Annotated in this window: 18 protein-coding genes; 6 read left to right on the top strand and 12 right to left on the bottom strand. The window is 53.4% G+C overall.

Annotated features, from left to right (window positions below; translation table 11 throughout):
* Positions 1-10: 10 nt before the first annotated feature.
* The gene (gene dapD, locus ABVM99_RS17965; protein WP_001186676.1) at positions 11-835 is read left to right on the top strand and encodes a 2,3,4,5-tetrahydropyridine-2,6-dicarboxylate N-succinyltransferase; all 825 of its coding nucleotides are present in this window, start codon (positions 11-13) and stop codon (positions 833-835) included.
* Between the two features lie 36 nt (positions 836-871).
* Here dapD and ABVM99_RS17970 read toward each other — a convergent pair whose 3' ends face one another.
* The gene (locus tag ABVM99_RS17970; RefSeq protein WP_000017195.1) at positions 872-2,173 is read right to left on the bottom strand and encodes an MFS transporter; all 1,302 of its coding nucleotides are present in this window, start codon (positions 2,171-2,173) and stop codon (positions 872-874) included.
* 246 nt (positions 2,174-2,419) lie between these two features.
* On the opposite strand from ABVM99_RS17970, the gene ABVM99_RS17975 reads away from it, so the two are divergent.
* A complete protein-coding gene (locus ABVM99_RS17975; protein WP_000272193.1) occupies positions 2,420-2,806 on the top strand; it encodes a DUF3461 family protein in 387 nt (128 codons plus the stop codon).
* A gap of 88 nt (positions 2,807-2,894) precedes the next feature.
* Here the strand turns inward: ABVM99_RS17975 and cdaR are convergent, their stop codons facing one another.
* From cdaR to dgt, 3 genes are all read right to left on the bottom strand, one after another.
* Positions 2,895-4,052: a DNA-binding transcriptional regulator CdaR gene (gene cdaR / locus ABVM99_RS17980; protein WP_000929420.1), complete on the bottom strand. Its 1,158-nt coding sequence runs from the start codon at positions 4,050-4,052 to the stop codon at positions 2,895-2,897.
* A 152-nt stretch (positions 4,053-4,204) separates the two neighbouring features.
* Positions 4,205-5,623 carry a serine endoprotease DegP gene (degP, locus tag ABVM99_RS17985; protein WP_023166208.1) on the bottom strand — a complete coding sequence of 473 codons (1,419 nt, stop codon included), beginning with the start codon at positions 5,621-5,623 and terminating at the stop codon, positions 4,205-4,207.
* A gap of 129 nt (positions 5,624-5,752) precedes the next feature.
* Positions 5,753-7,270, bottom strand: a complete 1,518-nt coding sequence (dgt, locus tag ABVM99_RS17990) for a dGTPase (RefSeq protein ID WP_000146450.1) — start codon at positions 7,268-7,270, stop codon at positions 5,753-5,755.
* A gap of 84 nt (positions 7,271-7,354) precedes the next feature.
* Between dgt and mtnN the strand changes: the two genes are divergently transcribed.
* The 3 genes from mtnN to ABVM99_RS18005 are packed head-to-tail and all read left to right on the top strand — an operon-like array spanning position 7,355 to position 9,506.
* Positions 7,355-8,053, top strand: coding sequence for a 5'-methylthioadenosine/S-adenosylhomocysteine nucleosidase (gene mtnN / locus ABVM99_RS17995; protein ID WP_023195592.1), 699 nt, complete (start codon positions 7,355-7,357; stop codon positions 8,051-8,053).
* The gene (gene btuF / locus ABVM99_RS18000; protein WP_023195591.1) at positions 8,046-8,846 is read left to right on the top strand and encodes a vitamin B12 ABC transporter substrate-binding protein BtuF; all 801 of its coding nucleotides are present in this window, start codon (positions 8,046-8,048) and stop codon (positions 8,844-8,846) included. The genes mtnN and btuF overlap by 8 nt, the downstream gene beginning before the upstream one ends.
* A gap of 36 nt (positions 8,847-8,882) precedes the next feature.
* Positions 8,883-9,506 carry a TRIC cation channel family protein gene (locus ABVM99_RS18005; RefSeq protein WP_000964234.1) on the top strand — a complete coding sequence of 208 codons (624 nt, stop codon included), beginning with the start codon at positions 8,883-8,885 and terminating at the stop codon, positions 9,504-9,506.
* 100 nt (positions 9,507-9,606) lie between these two features.
* On the opposite strand, the gene erpA is transcribed toward ABVM99_RS18005, so the two are convergent.
* Together erpA and clcA are read right to left on the bottom strand one after the other, a co-directional pair.
* Positions 9,607-9,951, bottom strand: a complete 345-nt coding sequence (gene erpA / locus ABVM99_RS18010) for an iron-sulfur cluster insertion protein ErpA (RefSeq protein ID WP_001278668.1) — start codon at positions 9,949-9,951, stop codon at positions 9,607-9,609.
* A gap of 81 nt (positions 9,952-10,032) precedes the next feature.
* A complete protein-coding gene (gene clcA, locus ABVM99_RS18015; protein ID WP_000845430.1) occupies positions 10,033-11,454 on the bottom strand; it encodes a H(+)/Cl(-) exchange transporter ClcA in 1,422 nt (473 codons plus the stop codon).
* 169 nt (positions 11,455-11,623) lie between these two features.
* On the opposite strand from clcA, the gene hemL reads away from it, so the two are divergent.
* Positions 11,624-12,904: a glutamate-1-semialdehyde 2,1-aminomutase gene (gene hemL / locus ABVM99_RS18020; RefSeq protein WP_000045249.1), complete on the top strand. Its 1,281-nt coding sequence runs from the start codon at positions 11,624-11,626 to the stop codon at positions 12,902-12,904.
* A 97-nt stretch (positions 12,905-13,001) separates the two neighbouring features.
* Here the strand turns inward: hemL and stfH are convergent, their stop codons facing one another.
* Genes stfH through ABVM99_RS18050 form a run of 6 tightly spaced genes read right to left on the bottom strand, consistent with a single transcriptional unit; the run spans position 13,002 to position 18,802 of the window.
* On the bottom strand, positions 13,002-13,841 hold the full coding sequence (gene stfH, locus ABVM99_RS18025) for a fimbrial adhesin StfH (RefSeq protein ID WP_023139565.1): 840 nt from the start codon (positions 13,839-13,841) through the stop codon (positions 13,002-13,004).
* On the bottom strand, positions 13,841-14,371 hold the full coding sequence (locus tag ABVM99_RS18030) for a fimbrial protein (protein WP_023195590.1): 531 nt from the start codon (positions 14,369-14,371) through the stop codon (positions 13,841-13,843). Before ABVM99_RS18030 ends, stfH begins: the two co-directional genes overlap by 1 nt.
* Complete coding sequence (gene stfF / locus ABVM99_RS18035; RefSeq protein ID WP_023195589.1) at positions 14,371-14,847, bottom strand: fimbrial minor subunit StfF; 477 nt, start codon at positions 14,845-14,847, stop codon at positions 14,371-14,373. The genes ABVM99_RS18030 and stfF overlap by 1 nt, the downstream gene beginning before the upstream one ends.
* Entirely contained in the window at positions 14,844-15,356 is a 513-nt protein-coding gene (locus ABVM99_RS18040) for a fimbrial protein (RefSeq protein ID WP_001250313.1), read from the bottom strand. Before ABVM99_RS18040 ends, stfF begins: the two co-directional genes overlap by 4 nt.
* Before the next feature lie 18 nt (positions 15,357-15,374).
* Entirely contained in the window at positions 15,375-16,127 is a 753-nt protein-coding gene (stfD, locus tag ABVM99_RS18045; RefSeq protein WP_023195588.1) for a fimbrial chaperone StfD, read from the bottom strand.
* Between the two features lie 17 nt (positions 16,128-16,144).
* Complete coding sequence (locus ABVM99_RS18050) at positions 16,145-18,802, bottom strand: fimbrial biogenesis outer membrane usher protein (RefSeq protein ID WP_023195587.1); 2,658 nt, start codon at positions 18,800-18,802, stop codon at positions 16,145-16,147.
* Positions 18,803-18,876: the final 74 nt, after the last annotated feature.

The following is an 18,876-nucleotide window of genomic DNA, read 5'->3' on the forward strand; positions in this document are numbered from 1 at the left end:
GAGTTTAACAATGCAGCAGTTACAGAACGTTATTGAGACCGCTTTTGAGCGCCGCGCCGATATTACGCCGGTTAATGTAGATACCGTGACCCGAGAGGCGGTAAACCAGGTCATTTCTCTACTTGATTCCGGCGCGCTGCGTGTCGCAGAAAAAATCGACGGTCAGTGGGTCACTCACCAGTGGTTGAAGAAAGCGGTTCTGCTCTCTTTCCGTATTAACGATAACCAGGTTATCGACGGTGCGGAAAGCCGCTACTTCGATAAAGTCCCGATGAAATTCGCTGATTACGACGAAGCGCGTTTTCAGAAAGAAGGCTTCCGCGTCGTTCCGCCTGCGGCCGTTCGTCAGGGCGCATTTATCGCCCGCAACACCGTGCTGATGCCGTCTTACGTTAACATCGGCGCCTACGTTGACGAAGGTACCATGGTTGACACCTGGGCGACGGTGGGTTCCTGCGCGCAGATTGGTAAAAATGTTCACCTTTCCGGCGGCGTAGGTATCGGCGGCGTACTGGAGCCGTTGCAGGCTAACCCGACCATCATTGAAGACAACTGCTTTATTGGCGCGCGTTCTGAAGTCGTGGAAGGCGTCATTGTCGAAGAAGGTTCCGTCATTTCCATGGGGGTATACCTCGGCCAGAGCACCAAAATCTACGATCGCGAAACCGGTGAAGTTCACTATGGCCGCGTACCGGCGGGCTCCGTGGTCGTTTCCGGCAACCTGCCGTCAAAAGACGGCAAGTACAGTCTGTACTGCGCGGTGATCGTGAAAAAAGTCGACGCCAAAACGCGTGGTAAAGTGGGCATTAACGAATTATTGCGCACTATTGATTAAGCGAGTGAAAAGCGGGGGCGACAGCCCCCCTTTGCATTACGGCGAATGCGGTAACACGGTTTCCGGCGCAATCTTTGCCGCAAACGCCGAAGCCAGCGCAGTCAAAACGACATAACCGGCAACCAAAGTCCAACTGTTATCATAGACTGCGCTTAACGCTTTAGCGATAAACGGCGTGAATCCCCCTGCCACAACCGCCCCCAACTGAGCGCCAATTGATGAACCGCTGTAGCGTACAGGCGGATGAAACAGTCCGGCGAAAAAAGAAGGTTGCACGGCATTCAGTGAATTATGACCAATGTTAATAAGCAAAACGTAGCCCATTGTCATCAGTATGAGCGAACGGCTTTCCAGCAGCCAGAAAAAGGGAAAAGCCATTGCCGCGACAAAAAGCGCGCCGAAAATATACACCTGACGGCAGCCACGCCGATCCGACATGATGCCAAATAGCACGTGCATGGGATACGCCAGCAGACAGGTGAACATTACAATGTACAGAATAGTCAGGCTGGCAATCCCAAGCTGCGTCGTCGCCCAGGAAACCGCGAAGACGGTAGCAAGAAAAAAGGGAACGCTTTCCGCAAAACGCAGAATTATAATCAGCAAAATGCTACGCCATTGTTCTCGTACCACTTTGACCACCGGCCTTTCTTCTCTTTGCTGCCTATGATTAATGGCCTGCTGCTTTTTAAACGCACGGAAGACAGGCGTCTCATCCAGACGATGACGCATATATAATCCAGGCAACACCAAAAGCGCACTGAGCAGAAAAGGAATACGCCATCCCCACGATAACAACGCCTCCTGCGGTAATTGGGTCACGACTATAAATACGCCTGTCGCCAATAATTGTCCCGTGAGTCCTCCTGTTTGCGATAGCGCGCTTAACCGCCCCCGGTGCTTTCCAGCAGCATATTCCACGACCATCAACATGGCGCCTCCCCATTCGCCTCCAACCATAAATCCCTGTAGAAAACGCAGAATAACCAGTAAAGCAGGCGCCAGCGCGCCGATACTGGCGTAAGAAGGCAGGCAACCGATGAGAAACGTGACCGCGCCCATCCCCCCTAACGTAATTAATAACGTGTTTTTACGCCCAAGCGTATCTCCCCTGTTGCCAAAAAATAGCGCGCCCAGCGGCCGGGAGATAAATCCCACGCCGAAACTGGCAAAAGAAGATAACGTTGCAGTCAATGGGCTGGCGCCAGGAAAAAAAAGCGGGCCAAATACCAGCGCGCTTGCCAGGCCGTATAATAGAAAATCATAATATTCAATGGAGTTTCCTATCCAGGCGGAAACCACCACCCGGCGAATAGTAGCATTATACGTTCCGGACATAGACTCCGCCTCTCAAGGTTATCGACCACTGCCTCCGGTCAATTTCCCACACTGACTTCAAACGCTTTCTCTATAAACGGAATATCGCGTTGAATTACTTAAGCTATCAATAACCGTCGCCCTTTTGCTCATGACGTTGCCGAGACGTCTTCTGCGATCAACCGCGCTTTTTTTGTATACATTGGTGGCGAAAAACCAATTTTTCGTTAATTATTCAAAAGTTATAGTGTGATGAAGGATACCGCTATGTATGACAATCTAAAAAGTCTGGGCATTACCAATCCTGAGGAAATCGATCGTTACAGCCTGCGGCAAGAAGCCAATAACGATATCCTGAAAATCTATTTTCAAAAGGATAGAGGTGAATTCTTTGCTAAAAGCGTGAAGTTTAAGTATCCACGCCAGCGTAAAACGGTGGTGGCCGATGGCATCGGTCAGGGTTATAAAGAAGTACAGGAGATTAGCCCTAACCTACGCTATGTGATTGACGAGCTGGACCAAATCTGCCAGCGCGACCGCTCAGAACTCGATCTCAAACGTAAGATCCTCGACGACTTGCGCCATCTGGAAAGCGTCGTCGCGAATAAGATCAGTGAAATCGAAGCCGATCTGGACAAGCTTACCCGTAAGTAAGCTGTGTGTTGCCGGATGGCGACGTGTTACGCCTTATCCGGCCTACAGATATATCCCCGTAGGCCTGATAAGCGTAGCGCCGCCGGGCTTAACGCTGTTCATCCAATTGTAGCGCCACATACAGCAACAGCCGATCGTCAAAATTTCCCAAATCCAGCCCGGTCAGTTCCGAAATACGATTTAGCCGATATTCCAGCGTGTTACGATGAATAAACAGCGCCTTAGAGGTCGCCAGCGGCTGGACATTATGGCGAAACCACGCCGTCAGCGTCCGACGTAATAACCCGTTGTTATCCATCGCTTTGAGTTTTACCAGCGGGCGCGCCAGCTCATTGGCCTGCCAGCCGCCACGCAGGCTATCTAACAGAACCGGCAGCATCAAATCCTGATAAAAATAGCTGCGGCTTTCTGGCATCCGCTGTTTGCCGACCATCATCGTGGTGCGCGCCGTGCGGTATGAGCGTGCAATACTGCCCGGCCCGGTAAAGTAATTGCCCAGCGCCACGCGAAAACGTAGCTGACCATTCTCTTTCATGCGCGAGATAAGCTGCTCTACGCGCTTACGATGATCTTCAGCATCCCAGCGACCAAACGAGTTTAAGGCGGGTTTGAGTACCACCATCTCGGTGAGAGAAACAATGGCTATCAGGTTGTTACGCTCCGGCGTGGTAAGCGCATTCTGCAACTGCTGAAGTTCCGCCATTGCGCTATCGACGCCAAGCTGGCCGCTGTCGACTTCCACCACCGCCGCCACACGCGGCTGGTTCAAATCGATCCCCAAACGCTGCGCCCATTCCACCAGCGCCGGCGTATTTTCTTCGGCCTGAATCAGGTTCATCACCAGCTCTTCGCGCAAACGGCTATCCTGCGCCAAAAGGTGCATTAACCGCGACTGCTCCAGCATCATTTCGGCAGTCATACACACCAGTTCACCATATTTACGCAGATGCTCTGGTTCGCCGGTGAGGCCGATCACGCCGACAATTTCGCCCTCAAGGCGTAAGGGAAGATTAATCCCCTGACGCACCCCGTGCAGGTGTCGCGCCACGGCGTCGTCGATATCCACAACCCGGCCTTGCGACAGTACTAACAGCGCGCCTTCGTGCAATTCACCAATACGTTCCCGATCGCCGCTGCCGATAATACGCCCGCGGGCATCCATTACGTTGATATTGGTATCGATGATGCGCATAGTGCGCGCCACGATATCCTGCGCCATTTTGGTATCAAGATGCCAGCCAGCCATAAATCCCTCCTGTGAGCAGAGCACAAGCATAAGGAAGATGACAGGTCTCGACATTGTGCAAATGCACAAAACGGTGCAAATAAGTATGGAGTTGTGGGGGGTTTCACAGAAAAGTGTTGCCCCCTTCCATGGAGGAAGGGGGACAAAGGTGATTACTGCATCAGCAAATAAATAGAACTATCACCACGCTGAATATTCAGCGCCAGAACCGACGGTTTGCTGTCGAGAATCTTACGCAGTTCGGCGATATTTTTCACCGGCTGCTGGTTAGCGCCGATAATCACATCACCTTTTTTGAGGCCAATTTGCGCGGCGGGTGAATTCGCTTTCACGCTGCTCACCACAACGCCTTTATCCTGGCCTTTATTGCTCATTTCAGCGCCTTCAATCCCGCTGAAGATGGTGCTGGAATCAACCTGACTCTGGCTGCTCTGCTGCAGTTCCAGATTAACCGTAATCGCTTTACCTTCACGCAGCAGACCGAGGCTGATTTTGCTGCCGACCGGCATAGTGCCGACCTGAGCGCGCAGCGCCGCAAAGCTGCTGATCGGTTTACCGTTCAGCGAGGTAATGACATCCCCGGCTTTGATACCCGCTTTCGCCGCGGACGAATTCGGCATCACCTGGCTGACGAACGCGCCACGCTGGGCATCGACTTTCATCGCTTTCGCCAATTCGGAATTCAGCTCAGTCCCCATGATCCCCAGTTCGCCGCGTTTCACCTGACCGTATTCCACCATCTGCGACGTCAGGTTTTTCACCATGTTACTGGGGATAGCGAAGCCGATACCGATGTTGCCGCCGTCCGGCGCCAGAATCGCGGTGTTAATACCGATCAGCTCACCGTTCAGGTTCACCAGCGCGCCGCCGGAGTTACCACGGTTAATCGCGGCGTCGGTCTGAATAAAGTTCTCGTAATTTTCTACGTTCAGGCCGCTACGCCCCAGCGCCGAAACGATACCTGACGTCACCGTTTCGCCCAGACCAAACGGGTTACCAATAGCGACGGTATAATCCCCCACGCGCAGCGCGTCGGAGTCCGCCAGCTTAATCGCCGTCAGGTTCTTCGGATTCTGAATTTGAATCAGCGCGATATCAGAACGCGGATCTTTGCCCACCACTTTAGCATCGAATTTACGTCCATCGCTAAGCTGTACTTTAATCACGCTGGCGTTATCAACCACGTGGTTGTTGGTGACGACGTAGCCCTTCGCGGCGTCAATAATTACGCCGGAGCCCAGCGCCATGAATTTCTGCTGTTGACCGCCGTTGCCGCCGCCCTGGCAGAACGGAGAATTCTGGAACGGAGAACCGTCCTGGCAGAACGGGGAGTCATCGCCAAAGAACTGCTGGAAATTACGCGGCATACGCGGCGTATTCACCGTGGTGCTACCTTCTACATTAATACTGACCACCGATGGCATCACTTTTTCGAGCATCGGTGCCAGGCTTGGCATCTGCTGGGCAGTCATTGCTGAAGAGGACGTTTCAGCCGCCGTGGCAGACAGAGGCGACAATGCCAAACCTAAACTCAGAGCCAGTGCACTCATTGCTAATGTGGTTTTTTTCATGTGTTTCAATCTCGATTAACAGGTAACGCAAAATTGCTGTGTACGTCAGATTCATTTTATAACGCGAAGTTCCGGAATAAAGTTTCTGGAAAAAGTAAAAATTTATTGTCCATCTTTACAAAAGTCCATTTACTGTTCGACCGCCATCAAACGCCGATATTCATCCCATGCGTAAAGGTCAGTCATCCCGCTGATATAATCCTGAATCAACCGACAGCGATAATAATATTCCAGTACCGGGTACTCCGCCGAATCCGTGGGTAATTTACTGACGACTTCCACGTAGGCCAAACGATGGCGCGTAGAAAGTTTCTGAAATAAGCGCGATTCTATGGGGAAGCGTTTCAACCGTTCTTTTTCCACCAGCTCGCGAAAGTCGTTAAGCGACAGGCTTAATAGCGGCTGATAGATATCTAATAATCCGCTGATCACCCGGTATCCCTGTAGTTCAAGCTGTTCTACATCCGGATGGCTAAACACATGTTCAACCGCCACATTCTTATAGAGTTCAAGCAGGCGGCTAAAACCGCTGGCATCTTCCAGTAACGCCTGATTGAAGGTACCGGCAAAAATCTGCGGCAAATTATCAATAAAACGCTGAGCGGCATAGGGCACCAGTTTATTTAATGTATTTACCCGTAAATACATAAAAAACTGATCTTCGGTACTGCGGCTTAATGTATTGGCGCGTGATTTTTCCCACGCATTTCCTACCACCAGCTCAAACAGCGAATCCTTCTCATGGTGGCCCCACGCGTGATATAAATGATGATAAAGCTGCTCAACGCTAAAGATTCTTTTCTCTACCGCGTCTTCAAGATCGGCGACACAATAAGAAATATCATCTGCGGCTTCCATAATCCACGTTAATGGAAAGCGACTGTAAGGCGCTAACTGAAGTTCTTTACGTAACCTCGCAATATACTTCTCTTCAGAAAGATAATAGCCCGGTTTCTTCATTAAATAGCGATGGGAATCCGGCACCGGCCCTCGCCACCATGCCGGACGGGTATATTTTAAAATTCCGCCAACCTGCGCCCAGGTAAGATTCATCCGCATGAGCGTATGCACCAGACGAATTCCCTGTGCATTGCCTTCAAAATGGCAGATATCCTGACGTACCTTGCGGCGAATATCGTTCAGATTTTCTTCGCCTTCCTGTAACCGTAGCGAGGAAACCACACAACGATCATGCGTGAGCGGCTGACTTTCCGCATCTTCCGGATGCAGCCGCTGACGAAACCAGTCATTGATCGCCGCCTCGCCAAAATGACCGAACGGCGGATTACCGATGTCGTGCATCAGGCAGGCCATTTCCACAATACTTTCAAAGGGACCGGTCAGCGCGTCCAGACCGTACTCCTCCAGTCGGTTTTGCTCTTTCAGGCGGCTTAAAATCTCTTTCGCGATATAACGCCCTACCTGCTGCACCTCCATTGAATGCGTCAGGCGAGTACGCACCGCGGCATTGCGCTCCAGCGGGAAAACCTGCGTTTTTTGCTGCAAACGGCGTATAGCCGGAGAGTTGATAATCCGCCCGCGATCGCTTTCAAAAATCCGCAGGATCTCATGTTCCGTCTTTACGCCCTGCGGTGAACGATAACGACGATGCCAGTTAATTTTATTTCGGAAATCGATCGATGCCATATTCTCTCCCCGCCTGAGAAATGCGCTTCCCCATAAGCGCATGATAAACTATGCCCTCAAAACTGACTTATCGCGAGTAAATCTATGAAAATCGGCATCATTGGCGCAATGGAAGAAGAAGTTACGCTGCTGCGTGACAAAATTGACAACCGTCAGACGATTACGCTAGGCGGCTGCGAAATTTACACCGGCCAGTTGAATGGCACCGAAGTGGCGTTGCTGAAATCCGGTATCGGTAAAGTCGCGGCGGCGCTGGGCGCAACGTTGCTTCTGGAGCACTGCAAACCGGACGTGATCATCAATACCGGTTCCGCAGGCGGTCTGGCGTCCACGCTGAAGGTCGGCGATATCGTCGTCTCTGACGAAGCGCGTTACCACGACGCTGATGTGACCGCTTTCGACTATGAATACGGGCAATTACCGGGCTGTCCGGCCGGATTTAAGGCCGATGACAAACTGATCGCCGCCGCGGAATCCTGCATCAGGGAGCTGAATCTGAACGCGGTACGCGGCCTTATTGTTAGCGGCGACGCGTTTATTAACGGCTCCGTCGGGCTGGCAAAAATTCGGCATAACTTCCCCGACGCGGTCGCCGTAGAGATGGAAGCCACCGCTATCGCACACGTCTGCTATAACTTCAACGTGCCGTTCGTGGTGGTACGCGCTATTTCTGACGTGGCCGATCAGCAATCGCACCTCAGCTTTGACAAATTCCTCGCGGTGGCGGCGAAACAGTCGACTCTGATGGTCGAAACGCTGGTACAGAAACTGGCGCATGGCTAAGCAAATGTTCAGGGCGCTGGTCGCCCTGCTGCTTACGCTCCCGGTGTGGCTTTACGCTGCGCCGCGCGTCATTACCCTCTCTCCCGCCAATACGGAGCTCGCTTTTGCCGCCGGGATTACGCCCGTTGGCGTCAGCAGCTATTCCGACTACCCGCCCGAAGCGCAAAAAATAGAACAGGTCTCTACCTGGCAGGGAATGAATCTGGAACGCATTGTGGCGCTGAAGCCGGATCTGGTCGTCGCCTGGCGCGGCGGTAATGCGGAACGCCAGGTAAACCAACTGACGTCATTAGGTATTAAGGTCATGTGGGTGGACGCGGTAACCATCGAACAGATCGCCGACACGCTCCGTCAACTGGCCGCCTGGAGCCCGCAGCCGGAAAAGGCTCGGCAGGCAGCGCAGACATTGCTAAACGAGTACGCCGCGCTCAACGCCGAGTATGCCGGTAAAGCTAAAAAGCGCGTCTTTCTTCAGTTTGGCATGAATCCTCTGTTTACCAGTGGTAAAGGGTCTATTCAACATCAGGTTTTGACGACCTGCGGTGGAGAAAACGTCTTTGCTGACAGCCGCGTGCCGTGGCCGCAAGTCAGCCGTGAACAGGTGCTGGCAAGGCATCCCCAGGCCATTATCGTGGCCGGAAAAGCGGGCGAAATTCTCAAAATTGAACAATACTGGGGAAACCTGTTAAAAATTCCGGTTATTCCGCTTAACAGCGACTGGTTTGAACGCGCAAGCCCGCGTATTATCCTCGCCGCAAAACAACTCTGTAATGCGCTTTCACAGGTGAATTAGAGCCTGTCTTACCAGGCTCCCAGTGGGGATTCGACAATGCTCGTCTATTGGCTGGATATTGTAGGCACGGCTGTATTTGCTATCTCTGGCGTGTTGCTGGCCGGGAAATTACGTATGGACCCGTTCGGCGTCCTGGTGCTCGGCGTCGTTACTGCCGTCGGCGGCGGGACAATCCGCGATATGGCGCTGGATAACGGCCCGGTATTCTGGGTTAAAGATCCTACCGATTTGGTCGTCGCCATGGTCACCAGTATGCTGACCATCCTGCTGGTTCGCCAGCCAAGACGTCTGCCGAAATGGATGTTGCCGGTACTGGATGCGGTCGGGCTGGCGGTATTTGTCGGCATTGGGGTGAATAAAGCCTTCCTCGCTGAAACGGGGCCATTAGTGGCTGTCTGTATGGGCGTGATTACCGGCGTCGGCGGCGGGATTATTCGCGATGTTCTGGCACGCGAGATCCCCATGATCCTACGCACCGAAATCTATGCCACGGCCTGTATTATCGGCGGGATTGTTCACGCCACCGCGTTTTATACGTTTTCAGTACCGCTGGAAAGCGCCAGCATGATGGGTATGGTGGTCACGCTGTTCATTCGACTGGCGGCCATTCGCTGGCATTTGAAATTGCCGACGTTTGCACTGGATGAAAACGGACGTTGATATTGTTTTGCCCGATGGCGCTACGCTTATCGGGCCTGGAACATCTTTCCTGTCGGCCGGATAAGACGCTCGCGTCGCCATCCGGCACAACGAACAACAATCAAATGCTGAAGGAAGAGCCACACCCGCAGGTACTTTTCGCATTCGGGTTGGTTACAATGAAGCGGGAACCTTCCAGGCCTTCGGTATAATCGACCGAACCACCCACCAGATACTGCAAACTCATCGGGTCAACCACCAGGCCAACGCCCTGTTTTTCGATGGTCATATCCCCTTCGTTAACCTGATCGTCAAAGGTAAAACCATACTGGAAGCCGCTGCAACCACCGCCGGTGATATACACGCGCAATTTCAGATTCGGGTTATCTTCGTCAGCGATAAGACTTTTTACTTTATTCGCTGCTGCGTCGGTAAACTGCAGCGGCAGCGCTACGTCATCACTCATATTTTGCTCCAAACGACATCGGTAATTGGATAAATTTTCACCCAATATTGGCAGTCATTATCTAATACCCTGGTAATTCGTTCAAGTATTCTCGCCCGCAGGCGCATTCTGGTTTTTCGCCGCCTGTTCCGCATCCTGCTTCGCCAGAGTGCGCGCCAGGATGGTTGAGTATAACGGTTTCCCGCCCAAAAACTGGGCTAATAGTGTCGCGCCAAGACAGGTGATAATCATTGGCAAAATGAGCTGATAGTTATCGGTCATCTCCAGCACCAGCACAATCCCCGTCAGCGGGGCGCGCACCGACGCCGCCATCAGCGCCCCCATCCCGGCAATCGCAAAGGTACCGGCCTCCAGGTGATACTGCGGGAAAAGCACTGCCGCCGCCATACCGAAGGCCGTACCAAGCAGCGTTCCCAGCGCCAGCATCGGGGCGAAAATGCCCCCCGGCGCGCCGGAAGAAAAGCAAAGCAGCGTCGTGACCACCCGGGTAATAAAGATGAACAGCAGTAGCCCGACGCTAAAATTACCTGCCGCGGCGATAGGAATAAGGTTAAATCCGCCGCCTGCCGCTTCCGGCTCAATCAACCCCAGAATACCGCACAGGCCGCCGATCGCGCCGCCCATAAGCACCCATTTTTTAATTTCGCCGCCATGAAAGCGCTGAAACATATCCTGGGTACGCAGCACCAACGAATTAAATACCGGCCCGACGCAGCCAAAAATAATACCGAGGATAAGGTATAACCACAGCGTGTTAACCGGCGCATCAGACAGTTTGCCGACTTCAATAATCGGCGCTTCGCCGTTAAATATGCGGAACACAATGCTCGACATGATGACGCCGGTAAACACCGCTTTAATCGAAATCAGGTTGTAGCGAAACTGCGGGCGCATCTCTTCAATAATAAACAGGATACCCGCCAGCGGCGCGTTAAACGCCGCAGAGAGCCCCGCCGCCGCGCCGGTCGCCAGCAACGTATGCCGCGCTTCGGCGCTGCGCATACGAAAAACATCCAGCACCATGCGCCCCAGGTTGCCCCCGATTTGCACCGTTGGCCCTTCGCGCCCTAATACCATTCCTGCGCCCAACGTTCCCATCCCACCGATAAATTTCACTGGCAACACGCGCCACCAGCGCACCGGACGTAACTCCTCCAGCGCGCCTTCAATTTCCGGGATACCCGAGCCGCCGGCTTCCGGCGCAAATTTTCGCACCAAAAAGTAGCCGACCATCGCCAGTAACGCCGAAAGGATAAAGGCCAGCGGCCAAAGCAAAAACGCATGGTCCGCGACCTGAACCAGCGCGCCAATGCGCATGTTTTGTACCCAGGAAACCGCCTTTTCAAAGGCGACGCCAACCAGTCCGGTAAGCGTGCCGACAACGGCCGCCATGAACAGGATGGCCAGCGGCGTTTTATCCCGCTGCATTAACCGGCGAATCTGATCTCTGCGCCGTAAACGCACAATTTGCTGAGCTAAAAAGGTGGAAGTGTCTGTTTTCATCAGAAGATCATTAATTGGTAATACAAATCTAAAGTCGGCATTCTACTCGCCAACGCCGCGAAAATCCCCTGCAAATCGTATTGTTTCAAATGCGTAAAACTTTCATAACCTTCTCTGAATAACTTAGAATAGCGGGTATTCACTTTTTCTACGAACCAGGAATCTTTCCATGAGTAAGTCTGAAAATCTCTATAGCGCGGCCCGCGAGCTGATCCCCGGCGGCGTGAACTCCCCTGTTCGCGCCTTCACTGGCGTGGGCGGCACCCCGCTGTTTATCGAAAAAGCGGACGGCGCGTATCTTTATGATGTCGATGGCAAAGCGTATATCGACTATGTCGGTTCCTGGGGGCCAATGGTACTGGGGCATAACCATCCGGCTATCCGCAATGCGGTGATCGAAGCTGCGGAGCGCGGTTTAAGCTTCGGCGCGCCAACCGAAATGGAAGTGAAAATGGCGGAACTGGTCACCAACCTGGTGCCGACCATGGACATGGTGCGCATGGTGAACTCCGGCACCGAAGCGACCATGAGCGCTATTCGCCTGGCGCGTGGTTTTACTGGCCGCGATAAGATTATCAAATTCGAAGGCTGCTACCACGGCCACGCAGACTGCCTGCTGGTCAAAGCCGGTTCTGGCGCGCTGACGCTTGGTCAGCCGAACTCGCCGGGCGTGCCGGCAGATTTCGCGAAACATACTCTGACCTGCACTTATAACGATCTGGCGTCAGTGCGCGCGGCGTTTGAACAATATCCGCAGGAAATTGCCTGTATCATCGTCGAACCCGTGGCGGGCAATATGAACTGCGTCCCGCCGCTGCCGGAATTCCTGCCAGGTCTGCGCGCCTTGTGCGATGAGTTCGGCGCACTGCTGATTATCGACGAAGTGATGACCGGTTTTCGCGTAGCACTGGCCGGAGCCCAGGATTACTACGGCGTCGTGCCTGACCTGACCTGTCTGGGTAAAATCATCGGCGGCGGGATGCCGGTAGGCGCGTTTGGCGGTCGTCGCGATGTAATGGATGCGCTGGCGCCGACGGGCCCGGTTTACCAGGCTGGCACCCTTTCCGGCAACCCGATTGCGATGGCGGCCGGTTTCGCCTGCCTGAATGAAGTCGCCCAACCCGGCATTCATGAAACGCTGGATGAGCTCACCACCCGTCTGGCGGAAGGTTTGCTGGAAGCTGCCGAAGAAGCGAATATTCCGCTGGTGGTTAACCATGTCGGCGGCATGTTCGGGATTTTCTTCACCGACGCTGAGAGCGTAACCTGCTATCAGGACGTGATGGCGTGCGACGTGGAACGCTTTAAGCGTTTCTTCCACCTGATGCTGGAGGAAGGCGTGTATCTGGCGCCATCGGCGTTTGAGGCGGGCTTTATGTCGGTCGCACACAGCATGGACGACATTAATAATACTATTGACGCCGCGCGTCGGGTGTTTGCGAAATTGTAAAAGAGAACGTCCAGAAACAACATAGGCCGGGTAAGGCGAAGCCGCCACCCGGCTTTTTTTGGTTCATCGCAGGTTAGCCTGAACCGCACCAGACAACCTAAAGCTCATCAATAATATACTGAAAGCTACAGGTCGACGTGAACTGCCCGGAGCCAATGTTGCTGGTGTTCACCGCCACATTAATGTCATGAAGTTCAACATCGGTTATCGGATGATCAACGGCGCTGGTCGTGACGCTCGACTGGTCGCAGCCCAGCACATTGAGCGTAATACCCGATGAGACAAAACGGCAATAAGCGCCACGGTTGTCAAATTTGCTGCCATCGCAAAGTTTTCCCCCCTCCATCAAATAGGTATGTAACGTGCGATTCACCGTGCCACCGGTGGCATCAAGCATGAGGGTTGTTTTCTGTTTCGAAACGTTCGCATCCCAGGAGATATCAAAAGTATCAACGGGAACTTTCGGGCAAACTGAACTGCGCGTATCCGGCGGAGAATACGTTTCGTTAGTGATAAAAGCGGTAGCAACGATATGGCTCGACGCCAGCCAGGGGCAACCATAATCATCGCTTTGTACCGTAATCTCCAGGGTAAAAGAGCCACACCCCCTCCAGTTCGAGGGAAGATTCTTGCACGCAGATCGCGAAACAGTGTTATCAAAATCCTTCAATACAACCTTCGGCGCAGGTTCTGGCCCAGACCAGGAGTCTGCGGTTAGCGTTTCTCCTTTACGATGTCCCGAAAGGTTCCAGGAGCCATAGTACACTCCCTCCGGAGTCGCTATCGTCACCTCCGCCACAATAGATTTGTCGCTATTAGGGCCAATACCATAATACATCGTGGTGCTTGAAAATGTCGCTTTCAGCATGGGTCCCGCCGCTATTGAACGGCAACAAACGACCGCCAACAGTAAAAATAAAATCTGTATGTTTCTCATCATAAATACTCAAAGGTAACTAGTGCGCTTGCGAAGAACGTTCCCGGAACCAGGTCCTCGCCAGGAAGACGTTGTCCCCAGGCATTCAGGCTTAGCGCGTTATTCCCCGTCACCAGCGTGAATATCGCCCCCTCTTCATCGTTCATGCCCACGGGAACGCCGGATAGCGTTTCAATACCAATCCCGATCCCGGAAGCGCCTGAGTGGCTATCGATGGCCAGGATACCGCGCATTCCGGTCGCTTCGGTTCCAGTGAAAGTCACCTGCACCCCGTTACTCAGCGCCGAATCGCAATCCGTGAGTTCAAACACCAAAGGCTTACGAGCAGACTGGCCGTCGGGAGTGAAATCAGAACTGTCAAGCGACGAAAAATCGACTTCGGCAATCCCCGTCCCCTGCATCGTGAGCGTGCAAGGACTGGCCACCAGGCTACCGGAAAAATGCAGGTTATCTGCCGCTGAGATCGGCAATATCAGCGCCCCACAGAGGATGCAGGCCGCGCCGTGTAATAACGCCTGTCTTTTAGCCATTACTGATAATCCACCTGTAATGTTGCCGTCGCATCGAAGCCGCCTTCTGTCAGCGAAGCACCGCTCTTTTTAACCGGTATGGCTTTCAGAACAGGTATCGATTGTTCATTCACCGTAATGGTGGACCCCAACGTAAAGGGTTGGTCGTTCTGCCTGAGTTCAATCCCCAGTCCCGCCACGCTGGTGTTTACCGCCGCCGGATTAAAATCACTCACGGAACCGCTTAGCGTCAGGGTCATCGCCATCGTCTCATCGCGCACCGTTGAATCACAGGTGATCTCATACGGAACATTCTGCGCATAACGCGTACCATCTATTTTATTAATCAGCAGGTTACCGAACTCAACGTTGATCGTCTGATCATTGTTAATCGTACAATTCGGCGGTGAAATTAATGTGCCGTGGAACTTAAGATTATCGGCTGCCTGTGCGGCAAGGCTGCCCCCCATTAACATCGTCAAAACTATTTTTTTCATTGGTAATCCACCACCAGCGTGGCGCCTGCGTTAAACGCGCCACCTGTTAACGTTACGCCATTATTTTTGACGGGAATTGCCTCAATGGCCGGACCGCTGCCACCGCTGTATTGAAATGACAACCATTGCGTATTGCCGGGTGAAATCAGCGCGCCATCCGTGGCGGTTTGCAGACGGATACCCAATCCATCGACATCGGTTTGCAATACCGACTCGCCATTGATAGTCACCGCATTCCCCTGAATCTGTAACTTCAGGTAATCGCTCACTCTGCCGTTACAGCTCAGGCGATAGCCCACCGCCTGCCGGTAATTCACCCCGTCCACTTTCGTCGTCAACACATTGCCAAATTCCACCTCACCGCCGGTCACAGTACAGGGCGGCGCGGCATTAACGACTATCGTCAGCGTCATGTTGACCGTCTTACTTCCTGCTGCCAGCGGCATACTGACCGCACTCAGCATGGCCGCACACGTTACCGTGCCCAGCCGTAACCGCCATTGCCTCATCTTGCGTCTCCTTGTCGGTTACGACTTTCTGCTTTTTGCTTCATCTACCGCACAACTGTTGTCAGTACAGTTAAAAATCAGCGGTAACCGCGCGCCATAATCGTTGACGTAAGTCAGCACAGGCGAGTGACCTAATTCACTGGCGTCCCCTCCCAGCGTCACGTTGCTTTTTGGTGCAATCACTAAAGGGCTAAAGCCTCTGGCCGGTGTGCCGTCCATGCGGTTGCTGGCGTTGCTTAACACCACGTAGTAACCGGTCGGATTGCTCACCTGATAGCCATTGCCCTGACGCTGAAGGGTGATCTTGTATTGCCAGGGATGCTGCATATCGATTTTCGATAGCGCCTGCGGGCGGTAAAAAACTTTGATGCGCGTTTGCAGGGCAATTTGCAGCGTATTGGGCTTGTCGCTTTGCGGCGGAATTTCGCGCACGTTGTAATAAAAAAGGGTTTCCCGATCCTTGGGGAGCGACGCCAGCGCCGGCATCCCCTGAATTTTGACCTGTCCGATTGCCGACGGCTCAATGCGCTGGACCGGTGGGACGACGATTAAAGGTGAGGTGATTTTGACGCCCTTCTCATCTTCCATCCAGGACTGCGCCAGATAGGGCAGTTTGCTGTTGGCGTTTTTCAGATCGACGCTTATCGATTTATCTTCGCCGCGAAACACCAGGCGGGTGCGCTCGGGCGCGATGGCGGCTTGGGCGCTACCGTAGCCGCCCAGCAAAAGCAGCAAAACAGCGGCCAGGTTATAACGTTTTAATGGCATCATGAATGCGATTTCCTGAATCAATGTGTTGGATAACGAGAAGAGAGCGCTTCGGGTTGCGTTGAAGACGTCAGCCGCTGCGTATGAAGCTGGAGTAATGGTTTCTCTTCGGGCTGCGTTGCCTCAGGTGATGAAGCGTCGCCGATGCACGGCAGCAGCAGGCCGCTAAACAGATCGCCCGGCAGCGGGTCGGGCAACGCCGCTTCACACTGCATTTTACCTTCCCATGTCACCTGCAATCGCTCGCCGGGGTTAATGCCGATCAGATAAACGCTGCCGTCTTCACCTACGATCCCTAACTGTTGCTGGCGACTGTTGTAAACCTCCGCGCCGAAGGGCGGCGTGCCGCCATCGCGCAGGCGGATACTGGCCATGGCTTTTTTACCGCTGAGCACCTCCATGCGGCGATAACCGATCGCCCCTTCCGTCAGGGTCGCCTGAGCAATGGAGAGGGTTGCTTCCGCGTCTTCCGGCAACTGGGTAATGTCGATTTTCACCTGGTTGCGGTAGTAGTCGTTGACGTCGACAATGACGGCTTTACCAAACGCGTTGGTATATACCGGCGTGCTGTAGCCGGAGATGGGTACGTTCGCTTCATCGCCGACATCCACCATCAGCCGCGAGCCGCCGTTGACGCTGGTGCGGTGCAGCGCCCCGCCTTTAGCAGTCAGCGTCGCGCCGCCCTGGATGTTCAGCCCGCCGGAGGTATAGTCGCCTTCCTGATAGTTCGCACTGACGTCAATGTCGGCATAGCTCGCTTGATGACGGTAGTAGCCGTCGAGAGTCGCGCCGTTATCCGCGCGGCCAGCGTTGATCTGGTAGTTATTGCGATCGTCAATGCGCTCGTAATAGCCGACCTGATTGCTGTTGTTGTCATCGCTAAAGGAGCCGTTGTAGCTCAGCGTGCGGTTGTTGCCCCACGGAATACTGAGCGAGACGTACACGCCGTCATCACGTTCATTGTCATATTCGTTGCGAAAACCGTTCACCGACAGACTAATCCCGCGCACCTCGCCGACATCGAAATAGTGCGACAGCGTCAGGTTATAGCTGTCCTGGTTGGGTTGATTCCAGTAGGTGCGATGGGTGTAGTTGATATAGGCGTTGACGTTTATTGCCGAAAAGTTCTGGCTGTACGTCAGGGTATACATCTCTTTATCGTGGCCGGTACGCTGACGATCGTTATCGTCATTATGCGTATCGATAAACTCGTCCATCGTCATGTAGTTTTCTTCGGAAAAGCGATAACCAGCAAACGTCAGACGGCTGTCTATATCATCAAAATCTTTAGCGTAGCTGGCACGGAACGAGTTACCCTGAATGGTGCCGTCGCCGTAGGCGCTACCCTCAGGCAGCGTCGCACGGGAATGGGTGACATCGATGGAAAACGCGCCCAGCAGCGCCAGATCGCGCCCCAGTCCTAACGCCAGCGCCTGATAATCCTGCTCGCCGATGGCGCCGCCGTACAGCGACCAGCCGTTAGCGATCCCCCAGGAGGCTTCGGCTGAGGTGAAAAAGCCGCCTTCCATATTGTGATCCCAGTCCTGCGGTCGCCCGGCGGCCAACTTGTAGCGCACCTGGCCGGGACGGGTCAGAAACGGAATGGAGGCGGTGCTGACGTCATATTCCTGCACCTGACCGCTTTGTTCTTCAATTTTGACGTGTAGATCGCCGGATACCGTTTCATTAATATCCTGAATGCGAAACGGCCCTGCCGGGACCTGCGACTCATAAATCACCCGCCCGCGCTGGGTCAAGGTGACTTTGGCGTTGGTGCGCGCCACGCCTGATATATCCGGGGCGTAGCCGCGCAGATTAGGCGGTAACATCTGATCGTCGGTGATAAGGCTGCCGCCAACATAGTTAAAGCCATCGAAAATATCGGATTCCAGCGATCCTTCGCCCAGCGTTAGCTGCGCCCGGAGCTGCGGGATCGCCCGCCAGGCGTAATAGCGGTTCCAGTCCCAGTTCTGTTCGGAACTGGAGCCAAAGTTGTCTTTATCTTCGCTGTCATTTTCGTGACGATAGTTAGCCTGCCAGTCCGCGCGCAAACGCCACGCGCCGAGGTTGGCACCCACCGTGCCGTTGCCGCTGATGTCATATTCATCGCCATCATCATGTTCAGCATGTCGCCACTGGCTGTTAACGTTGTAGTCAAATAACACGCCGGGAATCCCTTCATCCCAGCGGGAAGGTGGATCCCACTCTTCATCGCTGTATTCCAGATACGCCTGCGGAATAATCACCGTCAGCGTTGACTGGCTTAAATCCGTTTGGGTTTCCATCCCTTCCAGTTGATCTGGTTGCAGACACTGACCGGCATTTATCCAGATCATTTTATCTGCTATTTCAGGTTTTAACCCCAGCAGCGATACCAGTTCAGGCGATAAACAGGGATATGTATTATCAGGATCGTTATTATCAACGGAATACGTAATAACATTATCCTGGGCAATTTGACTTTGATTGACCAGCACCTGGAGATGATAGCTCCCCGGCATAATGTAGCCTTTACGGGAAAAACGGGAGAGATCCAGGCTGGCATCATCTTTAACATCAAGAAATCGGGTGTTAAATTGAATGGGTGCTTCCGCATAGCTATTTTCCGGACCGACAGCCAGAACAATACCCACCACGGCCGCAAGCGTGCTCAGACGAAATTTTTTATAGTGAGCCATCAGACAATCTATCCCTGAAATATATAATCTATTTTTTTACTTTAAGCATTATCCTGCGGCAGACTGCCGCAGGA

Source organism: Salmonella sp. SJTUF15591 (assembly GCF_043356435.1).
Classification (GTDB): domain Bacteria; phylum Pseudomonadota; class Gammaproteobacteria; order Enterobacterales; family Enterobacteriaceae; genus Salmonella; species Salmonella enterica.

Coding starts and splice junctions, on each gene's coding strand:
- mtnN (WP_023195592.1), top strand. CDS start 7,355: ATGAAAATCGGCATCATTGGCGCAATGGAAGAAGAAGTTACGCTGCTG.
- dgt (WP_000146450.1), bottom strand. CDS start 7,270: ATGGCATCGATCGATTTCCGAAATAAAATTAACTGGCATCGTCGTTAT.
- ABVM99_RS18005 (WP_000964234.1), top strand. CDS start 8,883: ATGCTCGTCTATTGGCTGGATATTGTAGGCACGGCTGTATTTGCTATC.
- hemL (WP_000045249.1), top strand. CDS start 11,624: ATGAGTAAGTCTGAAAATCTCTATAGCGCGGCCCGCGAGCTGATCCCC.
- ABVM99_RS18050 (WP_023195587.1), bottom strand. CDS start 18,802: ATGGCTCACTATAAAAAATTTCGTCTGAGCACGCTTGCGGCCGTGGTG.
- cdaR (WP_000929420.1), bottom strand. CDS start 4,052: ATGGCTGGCTGGCATCTTGATACCAAAATGGCGCAGGATATCGTGGCG.
- ABVM99_RS17970 (WP_000017195.1), bottom strand. CDS start 2,173: ATGTCCGGAACGTATAATGCTACTATTCGCCGGGTGGTGGTTTCCGCC.
- clcA (WP_000845430.1), bottom strand. CDS start 11,454: ATGAAAACAGACACTTCCACCTTTTTAGCTCAGCAAATTGTGCGTTTA.
- erpA (WP_001278668.1), bottom strand. CDS start 9,951: ATGAGTGATGACGTAGCGCTGCCGCTGCAGTTTACCGACGCAGCAGCG.
- ABVM99_RS17975 (WP_000272193.1), top strand. CDS start 2,420: ATGTATGACAATCTAAAAAGTCTGGGCATTACCAATCCTGAGGAAATC.
- stfD (WP_023195588.1), bottom strand. CDS start 16,127: ATGATGCCATTAAAACGTTATAACCTGGCCGCTGTTTTGCTGCTTTTG.
- ABVM99_RS18040 (WP_001250313.1), bottom strand. CDS start 15,356: ATGAGGCAATGGCGGTTACGGCTGGGCACGGTAACGTGTGCGGCCATG.
- stfF (WP_023195589.1), bottom strand. CDS start 14,847: ATGAAAAAAATAGTTTTGACGATGTTAATGGGGGGCAGCCTTGCCGCA.
- ABVM99_RS18030 (WP_023195590.1), bottom strand. CDS start 14,371: ATGGCTAAAAGACAGGCGTTATTACACGGCGCGGCCTGCATCCTCTGT.
- degP (WP_023166208.1), bottom strand. CDS start 5,623: ATGAAAAAAACCACATTAGCAATGAGTGCACTGGCTCTGAGTTTAGGT.
- stfH (WP_023139565.1), bottom strand. CDS start 13,841: ATGAGAAACATACAGATTTTATTTTTACTGTTGGCGGTCGTTTGTTGC.
- dapD (WP_001186676.1), top strand. CDS start 11: ATGCAGCAGTTACAGAACGTTATTGAGACCGCTTTTGAGCGCCGCGCC.
- btuF (WP_023195591.1), top strand. CDS start 8,046: ATGGCTAAGCAAATGTTCAGGGCGCTGGTCGCCCTGCTGCTTACGCTC.